Annotated in this window: 8 protein-coding genes and 1 pseudogene; 6 read left to right on the forward strand and 3 right to left on the reverse strand. The window is 71.5% G+C overall.

All coding sequences use genetic code 11. From position 1 onward, the window contains the following. Positions 1 to 112 precede the first annotated feature (112 nt). Positions 113 to 763 (forward strand): GNAT family N-acetyltransferase, encoded by a 651-nt coding sequence (locus ACQUQD_RS13715; RefSeq protein ID WP_428952340.1) that lies wholly within the window; start codon positions 113 to 115, stop codon positions 761 to 763. Positions 764 to 856: 93 nt separating this feature from the next. Continuing rightward, positions 857 to 1,858, forward strand: a pseudogene (locus tag ACQUQD_RS13720) (DUF3626 domain-containing protein); the annotation flags it as partial. Positions 1,859 to 1,886: 28 nt separating this feature from the next. Here the strand turns inward: ACQUQD_RS13720 and ACQUQD_RS13725 are convergent. Continuing rightward, positions 1,887 to 2,690: a rhomboid-like protein gene (locus tag ACQUQD_RS13725; protein WP_428952341.1), complete on the reverse strand. Its 804-nt coding sequence runs from the start codon at positions 2,688 to 2,690 to the stop codon at positions 1,887 to 1,889. A gap of 220 nt (positions 2,691 to 2,910) precedes the next feature. On the opposite strand from ACQUQD_RS13725, the gene ACQUQD_RS13730 reads away from it, so the two are divergent. From ACQUQD_RS13730 to ACQUQD_RS13745, 4 genes are all read left to right on the forward strand, one after another. Further along, complete coding sequence (locus ACQUQD_RS13730) at positions 2,911 to 3,615, forward strand: spermidine synthase (RefSeq protein WP_428952342.1); 705 nt, start codon at positions 2,911 to 2,913, stop codon at positions 3,613 to 3,615. Between the two features lie 94 nt (positions 3,616 to 3,709). After that, positions 3,710 to 4,447 (forward strand): response regulator transcription factor, encoded by a 738-nt coding sequence (locus tag ACQUQD_RS13735; RefSeq protein ID WP_428952343.1) that lies wholly within the window; start codon positions 3,710 to 3,712, stop codon positions 4,445 to 4,447. A 74-nt stretch (positions 4,448 to 4,521) separates the two neighbouring features. Next, positions 4,522 to 5,580, forward strand: a complete 1,059-nt coding sequence (locus ACQUQD_RS13740) for a HAMP domain-containing sensor histidine kinase (protein ID WP_428957549.1) — start codon at positions 4,522 to 4,524, stop codon at positions 5,578 to 5,580. 240 nt (positions 5,581 to 5,820) lie between these two features. After that, positions 5,821 to 9,636: a multifunctional oxoglutarate decarboxylase/oxoglutarate dehydrogenase thiamine pyrophosphate-binding subunit/dihydrolipoyllysine-residue succinyltransferase subunit gene (locus tag ACQUQD_RS13745; RefSeq protein ID WP_428952344.1), complete on the forward strand. Its 3,816-nt coding sequence runs from the start codon at positions 5,821 to 5,823 to the stop codon at positions 9,634 to 9,636. Between the two features lie 83 nt (positions 9,637 to 9,719). On the opposite strand, the gene fxsT is transcribed toward ACQUQD_RS13745, so the two are convergent. Both fxsT and ACQUQD_RS13755 read right to left on the reverse strand, forming a co-directional pair. Next, positions 9,720 to 13,094 (reverse strand): FxSxx-COOH system tetratricopeptide repeat protein, encoded by a 3,375-nt coding sequence (gene fxsT, locus ACQUQD_RS13750; RefSeq protein ID WP_428952345.1) that lies wholly within the window; start codon positions 13,092 to 13,094, stop codon positions 9,720 to 9,722. Next, entirely contained in the window at positions 13,091 to 14,254 is a 1,164-nt protein-coding gene (locus tag ACQUQD_RS13755; RefSeq protein WP_428952346.1) for a CHAT domain-containing protein, read from the reverse strand. The genes fxsT and ACQUQD_RS13755 overlap by 4 nt, the downstream gene beginning before the upstream one ends. Between the last annotated feature and the right edge of the window lie 56 nt (positions 14,255 to 14,310).

A 14,310-nucleotide genomic window follows, 5' to 3' on the forward strand; every position in this document is an offset into this window, starting at 1 on the left:
CCAGCACGCGTTCGCTCTCAGCGATCGCCTCTGTCACAGCGGAAATCGACCCTCGTAAGGTTCTCTCCAGGCAACGGACCATTACAGGCCGCACGGGCCGAGGAGTGTGCACATGGCGGGCGACGATCTCGTACGGGACTGGGTCGACGGCTGGGTCGTCTCGCGCGGGGCCACTCCCCCGCGCGCCGAGCCCTGGGGGTACACGATCCATGTGGGGCTCGAGGAGCACGTCGGCCGGCACGTCCTGGGCGCGACGAACGACGGCGTGCGCGAGGACGACGTCCGCAAGGCGGCCGAGTCGACGCACGCCCGCGCCTTCCACCTCAAGGTCTTCGCCGACCCCGAGCGCGTGCTGCCGTGGCTCGGACCCGAGTGGCGCCCCTACGGCTCGGGCGACTTCCTGATGGCGCGGGAGCTGACGGCCACCGCCGCGCCGGACGTCCCCGCGGGCTACCGGCTGCGCACCTGGACCCGCTCCGGCGTCACCCGCGTCCTGCTCACCGACACCGACGGGGCGTTCGCCGCGCGCGGCCAGGTCGCCCCGACCGGCGCGAGCGCGGTCGTCGACCAGATCGAGACGTCCGAGCACCACCGCCGCAAGGGCCTCGGCACGGTGATCATGGGCACGCTGCACGCCGCGGCCCACGCCCTGGGCGCGACCCGCGCGGTGCTCGCCTGCACCCCCGACGGACGGCTCCTGTACGAGTCGGTGGGCTGGCGGATCGTGGCACCGCTGACGAACGCGAAGCACGCGGGCGCCTAGGGCCTGATCAGGCGGTCGGGCGGCCCGCGAGGGGCCCGGGAGCACCGGCGAATTCCTTTGCCGGGCGCGGCGGGCCCGCCCGATACTGCGGCGATGACCGCGCCCACGATCTTGCTGACCGCCGCGCAGGACGCCGCCCTGCGCCATCTGCGCGCGGCGGGGCGCGAGGGCCGTGACCCCGCCCTGGCCCGGCTGCGGGAGCGGGGCGTCGGCCCGGACGCGGCCGCCGCCCTGATCGCGAATCTGCGCGCCCACGCGCGCGTGACCTTCAATTTCCATCCGGACCGGCTGCTCGCGGACCGGCGCAGCACCGTCGCCGACCGGCTCGCCGCCGACGGCCGGTACCGCGGCCAGTACGAGACGGGCCTGTCGAACGGCAGCCGCACCGCGCACCCGGGCGGCCTGCGCGACGGCTGGGAGGAGCGGCTGTTCGGCGGGGCGTACACGGGTGCCGGCGCCGTGGAGCGGCCCAAGTACGGCGCCCTGAACGTGATGCGGCACGCCGACGGGGCCGCTCCCCGGTTCGGCTCGTGCCATGTGCGGCTGCGGGCCGGGGTGGGCGAGCGGTCGACGTTCTGCTTCGGGGACAGCCACGTCGGGCCGTCCGCCCTGGGCACCTTCGACGCATGGCACCCGGTGCTGGCCGCGCTGGTGGCCGACGCGGCGGACAGCGGGCAGTCGCTGGGGATCGCGGGCACGGATCCGGCGGCAGTGATCCACGCTCTGCCGCACCCGCCCGTGCCGCCCCGGGTCGGCCGGTCCCTCGACTTCTACGTGGAGGCGCAGGTGCACGGCGACGTGGACCTGCGCAGGGACGCCGAGGCGCTCGTCCTCGACCCCTCGTTCCGGGGCACCCGCACCGGCGAACTGCTCACCGGCATCGGCCTTCCCGTGGAGTGGCACACGGGGTTCGAGCTGCGCCCCGACGTCCCGGACGCGGACCTCGCGGACTTCCGCGGCCCCGCGCTGCCGTCGGTCGCGGCGCGCGTGCGCGAACTGTTCGTGGCGGACGGCGACAACGGGGCCGTCGACGCGGCCGCCGTCGGACGGGCCGCCGCGGACGCGGTCAGATCACCCGGGAACTGGGCGGCGTACGGGACACCGGACGAGGTCCTGCAGTACCTCAAGCAGCTGTGGCACTGCGTCGTGCGCTTCGGGACGAGCGCACGCCCGGCGCGGACGCCCGGCGCGTCCGGGTCCGCCACCGGCGCACCAGCGGCCACGTGGCGACGCCGATCGCCAGGGCCAGCAGATGACCCCAGTTCGTCATCGGGTCGGTGAACGCGATCAGGTCCTCGACCAGCATCGCCCCGAACCCGCCGAGGACCAGCCGGCGCGGCCACGGCGCGAGCAGCCCGGCCAATGCCCCGATGCTCGCGGCGACGCCGAAGCTGATGCCGTAGTCGAGGCGGTGCAGCGAGCTGTCGGGGAGATGGCCCGCCATCACCGACAGGCCCACCGGGATCTCGGTGGCGAGGGTCGCCAGGACATGGCCGAGCAGGAAGACACCGGCGGTGCGCAGCCCGCCGATGCGCCGCTCCAGCGCGGTCAGCACGACCACGAAGGCGATCACGAACGGTGAGGTGATGCCGCCCGCGATCCACAGCGCGCTGGCCACCAGGACGAGCAGCGGGGACTGGGCCAGATGGGTGACATCGGTGCTGGAGGCCCGCAGCGCCGCCGCGACGGTGTCCGGGTTCGCGAACTCCATGAACAGCGAGGTGCCGAGGAGCACGGCGGTGTAGGCGAAGGTGAACGGGGTCCCGGTCGGCGTCGGCAGCAGCCGGCCGGCCGGGAACCGTATGGAGCGCCTGCGCGGCGCCGCCTCCGGCGCCGGGGGCCGCGGCTGCGCCGGGATGCCGTTCAGCGGACCGTGCACGTCGGGAGGGGGTGTCGCCTCGACACCGGCCGTCACGCCTGGTTCCACGTGGGGCACCCCTTTCGTACAGATCCACCCCACACTTCGCCGCACCCGGCACCGCTGTCTATGACGGACGCCACGTGAGACGCGATCCACAGCAACCTCACAGGCCCCGGCCGCGTCCGCAAGCCGTCCGCACCGGCCGGGCCGCGGCAGCCGGCCGCGGCAGCCGGCGCCCGGCCGAAAAGGCCTGCCGGCCGCCCCCGCGCTGCGCGAGGATGGCCGGATGAGCAGCACGTACCTCGCCGAAGGCCCCGACCCGCTCGACATCCCGGTCGTCCTGGACCGCCGCGACGGCCCCTACGGCGAAGTCGTCCTGCGCCGCCACGGCGACCTGCTCCAGATCATCGCCAACGGCACGTTCCTGATGGACACGTCCGACGGCCGCTCGGAGCGGCTGCTGATCGACGCGGCGCTGGCCGCGCTGCCCGCCGACCGGGCCGAGCCCGCCGTCCTGATCGGCGGCCTCGGCGTGGGTTTCTCCCTGGCCCACGCGGCGGCGAACCCGCGCTGGGGCCGCATCAGCGTCGTCGAACGCGAACCGGCGATCATCGGCTGGCACCTCGACGGCCCCCTGGCCCCGCTGTCCGCCGACGCCGTCGCGGACCCCCGCACGGAGATCGTCGAGGCCGACCTCGTGGAGCACGTCCGCACGACGGCGACGACCTACGACGCCCTCTGCCTCGACATCGACAACGGCCCGGACTGGACGGTCACCGAGGACAACAACAGCCTCTACTCACCCGCGGGGCTGGCCGCCTGCCGGGCTCGTCTGAACCCGGGCGGCGTGCTGGCCGTCTGGTCCGCACAGCCCTCCGCAAATTTTGAAGGAACCTTGCGGAATGCCGGATTCCAGGCGGTCCGCACCGAAGAGATCCCCGTTGTCCGAGGCGTACCCGACGTGGTGCACCTCGCAGTACGGGCCGCGTAGCCGACCGGCGGTAACTCCCCGTACGCTGACGTCCGAAACCCAGATCATTCAAGCGTCAAGCGCGTCACGAAGGCGCGCATTCAGGGGCGGGGCGATGGAGCAGACACACACCTCCCAGAACGGCAGCACGGCGACCCCGGGTGCCCAGCGACGGATTCTCGTCGTCGAGGACGACCCCACGATCGTGGACGCCATCGCCGCCCGGCTACGGGCCGAGGGATTCCTCGTGCAAACCGCGCAGGACGGGCCGGCCGCGGTCGACACGGCCGAGGCATGGCAGCCGGACCTGCTGATTCTCGACATCATGCTGCCCGGCTTCGACGGGCTCGAGGTCTGCCGCCGCGTGCAGGCGCAGCGACCGGTGCCGGTCATGATGCTGACGGCACGCGACGACGAGACGGACATGCTCGTCGGGCTCGGCGTCGGCGCCGACGACTACATGACGAAGCCGTTCTCCATGCGGGAGCTGGCCGCGAGAGTCCACGTGCTGCTGCGCCGCGTCGAGCGCGCGGCCCTCGCCGCGTCGACCCCGCGCAGCGGCATCCTCCGCCTCGGCGAGCTGGAGATCGACCACGCGCAGCGTCGCGTACGGGTCAGGAGCGAGGACGTGCACCTGACGCCGACCGAGTTCGACCTCCTGGTGTGCCTGGCGAACACCCCCCGTGCCGTCCTCTCCCGCGAGCAGCTGCTCGCCGAGGTCTGGGACTGGGCCGACGCCTCGGGCACCCGCACCGTCGACAGCCACATCAAGGCGCTGCGCCGGAAGATCGGCGCGGAGCGCATCCGCACCGTGCACGGTGTCGGCTACGCGCTGGAGACGCCGACCCCATGAGCGCCGGGGACCGGGCACCGTACAGCCGCCCCCACCGGCCGCATCCCCTCACCGCGCACTGGGCGTCGGGCGGTCTGCGGCCGTTCTCGATCAAGGCGAAGCTCGGCACGCTCGTCGTCGTCTCCGTCTTCATCACCACGGGCCTGCTCATGGTGGCGATGTACACGGCGACGGAGCTGCGCTTCATCACCGTGTTCTCGATCATCGCGACCCTGCTGATCACTCAGTTCGTGGCGCACAGCCTCACCGCGCCGCTCGACGAGATGAACACGGTGGCCCGCTCCATCTCGAACGGCGACTACACGCGCCGCGTCCGGGGTGCGGACCGCCGTGACGAGCTCGGCGACCTGGCGGTCACGATCAACCGCATGGCCGACGAGCTGGCGGCCCAGGACGAGCAGCGCAAGGAGCTCGTCGCGAACGTCTCGCACGAGCTGCGCACCCCGATCGCGGGCCTGCGCGCGGTCCTGGAGAACGTCGTGGACGGCGTGATGTCCGCGGACCCCGAGACGATGCGCACGGCGCTCAAGCAGACGGAGCGCCTGGGCCGCCTGGTCGAGACGCTCCTGGACCTCTCCCGCCTGGACAACGGCGTGGTCCCGCTCAAGGCCCGCCGCTTCGAGGTCTGGCCGTACCTGTCGGGCGTGCTCAAGGAAGCGAACATGGCGGTGTCCCAGCGCGCGGGCATCGCCTCCGGCTCCGGCACCCATACGCGTACGGACGTCCATCTCCACCTCGACGTCTCGCCGCCCGAGCTGACCGCGCACGCCGATCCGGAGCGCATCCACCAGGTCGTGGCGAATCTCATCGACAACGCGGTGAAGCACTCCCCGCCGCACGGCCGCGTCACCGTGCAGGCACGGCGCGGCCCCTACCCCGAGTCCCTGGAGCTGGAGGTGCTGGACGAGGGTCCGGGCATCCCGCAGTCGGAGTGGCACCGGGTCTTCGAGCGCTTCAACCGGGGGAACGCCGGAAACACGGCCAAGGGCAAGGGGGACGGCGGCACGGGCCTCGGCCTCGCCATCGCCCGCTGGGCCGTGGACCTCCACGGCGGCCGGATAGGTGTGGCCGAATCGACTCGGGGCTGCCGCATCAAGGTCACTCTTCCGGGAGAGCCCCGAACGCAAAGTTGACGTAGGGTTTCGGTCAGGCAGGGGTCAAGCCGCGCGCAGGCGTACACGAGCACGCCGGGCGCGCGCCCGAACGTACCGGAACCCCGCTTGTTTCCCGCCATTTCTCGGCCCGAAACCCTGCTTCCAGTGTGACTTACGCGACGGATCACCGGCCCGGTCTGCACGTGCCGCTGATGGAGGCGTAGCCTTTATTCCCGCTGTCCATCACCTTGTGAGAAGCGGAAGAGGGCGGTTACCGCCGTGTCGCCACAGTCCCCCAGTAACTCGAGCATCTCCACCGAGACCGACCAAGCCGCGCAGGGCAAAAGCCCTGCCGCCGCCTTCGGTCCCAACGAGTGGCTCGTCGACGAGATCTATCAGCAGTACCTCCAGGACCCGAATTCGGTAGACCGAGCCTGGTGGGACTTCTTCGCCGACTACAAGCCCGGTGCCGCGGCCGCGGGGGCTGCGCCGACCGCGCCGCCGGCCCAGAAGCCCGCGGCCCCCGCCGCGGCTCCGGCTGCGGCCCCGGCCCAGCCCGCGCCCGCAGCGCAGGCCCCGGCTCAGGCTCAGGCTCCGGCCCCCGCGAAGCCCGCTGCCGCAGCTCCCGCACAGGCTGCCGCCGCTCCGGCTCCCGCGCCCGCCGCGAAGCCCGCTCCCGCAACCCCCGCACCGAAGAAGGCTGAACCAGTGACGACCGAGGCCCCTGCCGGCCCCGAGTTCGTGACGCTGCGCGGTCCCGCCGCCGCCGTCGCGAAGAACATGAACGCGTCCATCGAGGTCCCCACGGCCACGTCCGTGCGCGCCGTCCCGGTGAAGCTGCTGTTCGACAACCGCATCGTCATCAACAACCACCTGAAGCGCGCCCGCGGCGGGAAGATCTCCTTCACGCACCTCATCGGGTACGCGATGGTGCAGGCCATCAAGGCCATGCCGTCGATGAACTACTCCTTCCAGGAGAAGGACGGCAAGCCGACCCTGGTCAAGCCGGACCACGTGAACTTCGGTCTGGCCATCGACCTGGTGAAGCCGAACGGCGACCGCCAGCTCGTCGTCGCCGGCATCAAGAAGGCCGAGACGCTGAACTTCTTCGAGTTCTGGCAGGCCTACGAGGACATCGTCCGCCGCGCCCGCGACGGCAAGCTGACGATGGACGACTTCTCCGGCGTGACGGTCTCGCTGACCAACCCCGGCGGCCTCGGCACCGTCCACTCGGTCCCGCGTCTGATGCCCGGCCAGTCGGTCATCATGGGCGTCGGCTCCATGGACTACCCGGCCGAGTTCCAGGGCACGTCCCAGGACACGCTGAACAAGCTCGGCATCTCGAAGGTCATGACGCTCACGTCGACCTACGACCACCGGGTCATCCAGGGCGCCGCCTCCGGCGAGTTCCTGCGCATCGTCGCGAACCTCCTCCTCGGTGAGAACGAGTTCTACGACGAGATCTTCAAGGCCCTGCGCATCCCCTACGAGCCGGTCCGCTGGCTCAAGGACATCGACGCCTCGCACGACGACGACGTCACCAAGGCCGCCCGCGTCTTCGAGCTGATCCACTCCTACCGGGTCCGCGGCCACGTCATGGCCGACACCGACCCGCTGGAGTACCAGCAGCGCAAGCACCCCGACCTGGACATCACCGAGCACGGGCTCACGCTGTGGGACCTGGAGCGCGAGTTCGCCGTCGGCGGCTTCGCCGGCAAGTCGATGATGAAGCTGCGCGACATCCTCGGTGTGCTGCGCGACTCGTACTGCCGCACCACCGGCGTCGAGTTCATGCACATCCAGGACCCGAAGCAGCGCAAGTGGATCCAGGACCGCATCGAGCGCGCGCACTCCAAGCCGGAGCGCGAGGAGCAGCTGCGGATCCTGCGCCGCCTGAACTCGGCCGAGGCCTTCGAGACGTTCCTGCAGACCAAGTACGTCGGCCAGAAGCGCTTCTCCCTCGAGGGCGGCGAGTCGGTCATCCCGCTGCTCGACGCCGTCATCGACTCCGCCGCCGAGGCCCGCCTCGACGAGGTCGTCATCGGCATGGCCCACCGCGGCCGCCTGAACGTGCTGGCGAACATCGTCGGCAAGTCGTACGCGCAGATCTTCCGCGAGTTCGAGGGCAACCTCGACCCGAAGTCGATGCACGGCTCCGGCGACGTGAAGTACCACCTGGGCGCCCAGGGCACCTTCACCGGCCTGGACGGCGAGCAGATCAACGTCTCGCTGGCCGCGAACCCGTCCCACCTGGAGACGGTCGACCCGGTCATCGAGGGCATCGTCCGCGCCAAGCAGGACATCATCAACAAGGGCGGCACGGACTTCACGGTCCTGCCCGTCGCCCTGCACGGTGACGCGGCCTTCGCGGGCCAGGGCGTCGTGGCCGAGACCCTGAACATGTCGCAGCTGCGCGGCTACCGCACGGGCGGCACGGTCCACATCGTCATCAACAACCAGGTCGGCTTCACCGCCGCCCCGGAGTCGTCGCGCTCCTCCATGTACGCCACCGACGTGGCCCGCATGATCGAGGCGCCGATCTTCCACGTGAACGGCGACGACCCCGAGGCCGTCGTCCGCGTTGCCCGTCTGGCCTTCGAGTTCCGCCAGGCGTTCAACAAGGACGTCGTGATCGACCTCATCTGCTACCGCCGCCGCGGTCACAACGAGTCGGACAACCCGGCGTTCACGCAGCCGCTGATGTACGACCTGATCGACAAGAAGCGCTCGGTGCGCAAGCTCTACACCGAGTCCCTCATCGGTCGCGGCGACATCACCCTGGAAGAGGCCGAGCAGGCGCTGCAGGACTTCCAGGGCCAGCTGGAAAAGGTCTTCACCGAGGTCCGCGAGGCCGTCGCGCACCCGGGCGAGTCCCAGCACCCGGACCCGCAGGCCGAGTTCCCGGTGGCCGTGCAGACCGCGATCTCCCAGGAGGTCGTCAAGCGCATCGCCGAGTCCCAGGTCAACATCCCCGACAACGTCACGGTGCACCCGCGCCTGCTGCCGCAGCTGCAGCGCCGTGCCGCGATGATCGAGGACGGCACGATCGACTGGGGCATGGGCGAGACCCTCGCCGTCGGCTCGCTCCTCCTCGAGGGCACCCCGGTCCGCCTGTCCGGCCAGGACTCGCGCCGCGGCACGTTCGGCCAGCGCCACGCGGTGCTGATCGACCGCGAGACGGGCGAGGACTACACGCCGCTGCTGTACCTCTCCCCCGAGCAGGCCCGCTACAACGTCTACGACTCGCTGCTCTCCGAGTACGCGGTCATGGGCTTCGAGTACGGCTACTCGCTGGCGCGTCCCGAGTCCCTCGTGATGTGGGAAGCGCAGTTCGGTGACTTCGTCAACGGCGCGCAGACCGTCGTCGACGAGTACATCTCGGCCGCCGAGCAGAAGTGGGGCCAGACGTCCGGCGTCACCCTGCTGCTCCCGCACGGCTACGAGGGCCAGGGCCCGGACCACTCCTCGGCCCGTGTCGAGCGCTTCCTCCAGCTCTGCGCGCAGAACAACATGACGGTCGCGATGCCGACGCTCCCGTCGAACTACTTCCACCTCCTGCGGTGGCAGGTGCACAACCCGCACCACAAGCCGCTGGTGGTCTTCACCCCGAAGTCGATGCTGCGTCTCAAGGCCGCCGCGTCGAAGGTGGAGGAGTTCACGTCGGGCGGTTTCCGTCCGGTCATCGGCGACGACGCGGTGGACGCGAACGCGGTCCGCAAGGTCGTCTTCGTCGCGGGCAAGCTGTACTACGACCTCGAGGCCGAGCGGAAGAAGAACGGTGTCACCGACACCGCCATCATCCGCGTCGAGCGCCTGTACCCGCTGCCGGGTACCGAGCTCCAGGCCGAGATCGCCAAGTACCCGAACGCCGAGAAGTACATCTGGGCGCAGGAGGAGCCGGCGAACCAGGGTGCCTGGCCGTTCAACGCGCTCAACCTGATCGACCACCTGGACCTGGCGGTCGGCGCCGACGTCCCGGGCGCCGAGCGGCTGCGCCGCATCTCCCGCCCGCACGGCTCCTCGCCGGCGGTGGGCTCCGCGAAGCGCCACCAGGCGGAGCAGGAGCAGCTGGTGCGTGAGGTGTTCGAGGCGTAGGTCTCGCCCCCCGTACACCGGTCGGGCCCGGCACCCCTCGGGGGTGCCGGGCCCTGCTGCGTCCGGACGACCCGGGTGCGCCGCTACACCGGCTGGGGTTCGAAGTCCCAGTAGGGGCGGAAGCGGCGGCGGACGCTGACGGTGTGGGGGTGTTGGTCGCCGAGGGTGTCGGACAGGGCGCTGAGCACCCCGGTCTCCTGTTCGTCCGCCTCGCGGCTGCCGAGAGTGCGGAGGTCGAAGGCCTGCGCAGCCATGGCGAGCAGGGTCAGCGGATGCCTGTCACCAAGTACCGCGCGCCCCGCCCGCACCGCGTGCGCACTGTGCTCGGCGGCGCCCCGGGCATCTCCTGTCGCCGCGCGCACGCCGGAGGCGTTGAGGGCGCAGCTCACGGTCCACGGGTGCTCCGTGCCGACGGCCACGCTCATTCTGGCCAGCGCGAGTTCCGCGAGGGGCCCGGCACGGTCGTGGTCGCCCGCGGCCGCCCGCACCAGGGCGACGTTGCCGAGGGCGCCCGCAGTGAAGGGGTGCGCGTCGCCGAGCAGATCGGCGTAGCCTTCGGCAGCGATGTCGGCGAGTTCCTGCGCGCGCTCGCCCGCCCCCCGCGCCCGCAGCAGACCCGCGTAGCCGGTCTGCACGGCGAGGGTGTCGGGGTGGCGCAGCCCATGGACCTGGCGGGCCCTGGTGAGGACGGTGCGCATCAGCTCCTCGGCCCGGCGGGATTCGCCGACGGCGTGCAGGCAGAGCGCCAGGTTCTGTTCGGCGCGCAGCGTCTGGGGATGGTGGCGGTCCATGGCCTGCCGGTGGACGCGGACGTTCTGCTCCTGGAGCGAGGCCGCTTCGCCGTAGTGGCCGAGCAGGCGCAACAGAGTGGCGCAGACGGTGCCGCTGGCGAGGGTGGACGGATGGCGGGCCCGAAGGATCCGGGTCCGGTCCCGTTGCACCTGTTGTTCGATCTCCAACGCCTGCTGGTACTGGCCGAGTTGGGAGAGCACCTCCGCGTAGTTGTGGTAGTCGCCGAGCGTGCGGGGGTGGTCGCCGCCGAGCAGGCGCCGCCGGGCCTTCCACACGCTGTGGAACAGTTGCCGGGCCTCCTCGTAGGCGGCCAGGGCCATCAGGCTCCCGCCGAGCCCGGCCTGGGCCTGCAACAGTTCGCTGCTGTCGGGGGCGTGCCGCTGGAGCCGTACGACGGAGGTGCGGCCCATGGCCTCGGCCTCTCGGTAGCGGCCGACCCTGCGCAGCATCACGGAGTGCAGGAACTCGAGCAGGATCAGACGGCGGTCGCTCTGCTCGAGCCGCTGGTGCCACAGCGGCAGGGTCTTCTCGCACAGCTCCAGGCCGGCCGCGTGCTCGCCGCGGACCCGCAGGTAGTCGACGCAGTCCAGTACCAGGTCCTGGACGCGCCCGTCGGTGCTGTCGAAGACTCCCGCGTGGTCGAGGTGCGGAATGATCCGGGCGTACCTCGGCCACTTCCGGGTGTCGTTGGGGTCCCCCGGAGCGGCCGCGGCCAGGACCCGGCACGCGGCTGCCGAGGCCGCAGCCCGCTCGTTCTCCGGCATGGCGCCACGCAGCTGGTCGTGGTGCAGGCGGTGCATCTGTACGGTGGCGTCCTCGTCGACCTGCTCGGTGCCGAGCGGCGGGTCCCTGCGTATCGCCAACATCGCGACGTGCAGGCGTTGCAGCATCTCGTGCCATTCGGCGTCGCCGGCGAGCGCCGCGACATGCTCGTCCAGGTCGTCCGGTGGTGTGCTCCGGATGAACCCGACCGGAATGGCGTCCGGTGAGAAGAAGGCGAAGAGGTTCAGCAACTCGCGGGCGTCCGGGTCACTCTCGCGCAGCATGTTCTGCACAAGCGCCCACGACGTCCGCACGCTCGCCCCATAAATCTCGGCCGGGGTGCCCGAGGCGTACTCCCCCGGTTCGGCGGTCCGGATCCCTTCGATGTACGACCGGACCGGCATCGTCTCGTTGATCGCAAGCCAGGCCGCGGTCTGGTTCAGCAGCAGCGGCAGGTCCCGCACCGCGTCGGCGAGGGCATCGGCCTCCTCCGGTGTCAGGCGGGGTGCGCGGACGCGGGCCAGGGCCAGGCTCTCGGACCGTGTGAAGGGCGGGATCTCGATGGCGTCGTCCCCGTCCGGGTCCGCCTCGTCCGGTGCGAGGGCGGTGATCAGGATGTGGCCGGGCCCCTCGGGCAGCAGTTCCGCCACTTCCGCGACGCTGCGCACTCCGTCGAAGACGAGCAGCCAGCGCCGGTGGGGGCGTCCCCTGCGCAGCGCGTCCCGTACCGCACGGATACGGTCCCCGGTGCCGGTTCCTGCGGGCACCTCCAACAGCGCGGCCAGCCCGGCCAGTTGCTCGCGCGCGGTGTTCGGGTGCCCCGCGTCGATCTGCCACACCATGTCGTACTCGTCGCGGAAGCGGTATGCGTACTCCCGCGCGATCTGTGTCTTGCCCACGCCCGCGACCCCGTGCAGCACACAGCGCCGGGTGCCGGTCGCGAAGGTGTCGTGGATCGCGTCCAGGATCTCGTCGCGGCCGGTGAACCGCTCGCTGCGCGGCGGCACGTTCCACAGCGCCTGGGCATCGCCCGGGTAGCGCGGGCCATCCTCGGCGCGGGCCGTCCCCGGCGGGTCGACGCCCAGCCCGTGGAGGAGCCGGGCGCGCGCCCGGCGGGCGTCGAGACCGGCCAGCGGAACGGGGTCGAGGGCGGCCACCACCGCGGGCGGAACGCCGGTGGTGACGCTGACCGCCGCCAGCCGCTCGGCGTCGGCGGGAGCGGCTGCGCGCAGGGCCCGCGCCCACTCGGCCGCAGCGTGGTTCTCCGGGCCGAAGAAGTCGGCGCCGAGGACCAGCAGGATGCGTCCGGGCGTCGCGAACAGGGTGTCCAGGACGTCTCCGGGTGCGGTCTGCGCCTCCGGCGCCCGGCGCAGCAATGTGGTGCCTAGTCCCGCCGATTCCGCCTGGTGCGCGATCCAGGCGGCCCAGGGCCGGCCGGAGCCCGTGTGGCAGATGGTGAGGTGCTGCTCCACCGCGCCCGCCTCCGGGGTACTGAGCGGCAGCCCGGTGGGCACCGACCAGGTCGGTCCACCGCCCGCCGCCTCGTCCGCCGGGGCCACCACGCGGGAGGGCAGTTCGATCTTGCGTACCGGAAGCCCCCATCGGTTGGTGACCGTCAGCCACAGCACCCCGGGCCCCGTGGACGCCCCGGAGGTGACGGCGAAGCGGGCGGGACCGTACGTGCCACCGAAGCGGTGCACCACCACGCTCGGGTCGCCCAGCGACTCCACCCGGAACCGCGGAGCCCCGTCGACCATGAGTCCGAACGTGAACTCCTCTTCCGCGTACGGCCAATCGGTCACCGGAATTCGCAGGTCGACCGTCATCAGATAGGTGCGTCCGGCCTCCGCCTGCCGCGGCCAGCTGACGACCGGTTCGAGGACGAGCTGTCGGTCGCCGCTCACGACGCCTCCTCGTGGCCCCGGGGCGTGAGCCGCAACGTGGTGAGCGGGGAGCCGAAGTACAGGAACATGAAGCTGTAGAGGAAGGCCAGGACCCCGTGCTGGCCCTGCTCGTCCGGCCGTCCGCCGGCGCCGGACGTCCACGGGATCACGGTCGGCAGCGCGGCGGTCGCGCGGGCCCGGAAGTCCCTGAGCGTCTGGGCCACCGGCTTGGCCGGATCGGCGGCGATCTCGGCGACGATCCGACGGATCACTGCGTGGGCGATGTCGTCTCCCACCTGCCCGGAGCTGGCGATGCAGCCCGATGCCCCCTGGCGCAGGAAGAGTTCGGCGAAGCCGCGCAGGGCGTCCTCGCCCTGCGCCACGTTGTGGACCGAACGGGCCGAGTGGCAGGCGTTGAGGCACACCAGTGTGGCGTGGGATCGCAGCGCGGTCATGTCGAGCTCGTCCATCTCCTCCCAACTGGCCACATCCAGGCGGAGATCGGTGAGCTCGGTACCGTACTGCCCGTGGCAGGCGAGATAGACGAGTCCGGCCCGCAGCTCCTGCTGGGTGAGCTCCCCCAGCAGCGAATGCAGCGCGTCGTGGTGCTGATGGGCGAAGTCCTGGAAGACGTCCGCGTCACGCCGCATGGCGGGGTCGTAGTATCCGACCACGGGCCCTGAGCACTCCGCGCCGTGCTCCATCGGCCGGACTCCCGCCTCGCGCACGGTCGTCCAGCGGGCCACCGTGATCAGAGCGCCCAAGTGGCCGGCAGGGAGCGAACGTTCGGCGTCCGCCTCCAGCCAGAGCAGTTCCCAGGGGATGTCGTAGTCGGTGTCGTCCCAGATCACCAGCCGCAACCCGGCTCCGTACCGCGCTCGCAGACCGTCGATCCAGCCGCGCAGAGCGTCCTGCCGTCGCGACCAGGTACGGATGATGCGGTGGATCTCGCTGGGCCAGTTCCCGCCCTTGCGAAGATTTCCCAACCGGATTGCATCGGGGCGCAGTTGGGCGGCGGTGACCGTGAACGGCAGCGTGCTCTCACCGCACACCCCCGACACCCCGAACGCCGGTCGGTGCTCGTGGTCCCGGTGACGGTGCACGTTGAGCACGGCGAACCCGGTGGGCGGCTTCCGGTCGATGTCGACGGCCTGCGCGGGAAATGCGCTCTCCTCACTCATCAGAACGCCGGGCGGCACCTCGGCCGACCGCGGCGCAGGCACCGGGCGTGGCGCGG

The organism is Streptomyces sp. cg35, assembly GCF_050410835.1.
In the GTDB taxonomy this organism is placed as follows: domain Bacteria; phylum Actinomycetota; class Actinomycetes; order Streptomycetales; family Streptomycetaceae; genus Streptomyces.

Coding starts and splice junctions, on each gene's coding strand:
- ACQUQD_RS13715 (WP_428952340.1), top strand. CDS start 113: ATGGCGGGCGACGATCTCGTACGGGACTGGGTCGACGGCTGGGTCGTC.
- ACQUQD_RS13730 (WP_428952342.1), top strand. CDS start 2,911: ATGAGCAGCACGTACCTCGCCGAAGGCCCCGACCCGCTCGACATCCCG.
- ACQUQD_RS13735 (WP_428952343.1), top strand. CDS start 3,710: ATGGAGCAGACACACACCTCCCAGAACGGCAGCACGGCGACCCCGGGT.
- ACQUQD_RS13755 (WP_428952346.1), bottom strand. CDS start 14,254: ATGAGTGAGGAGAGCGCATTTCCCGCGCAGGCCGTCGACATCGACCGG.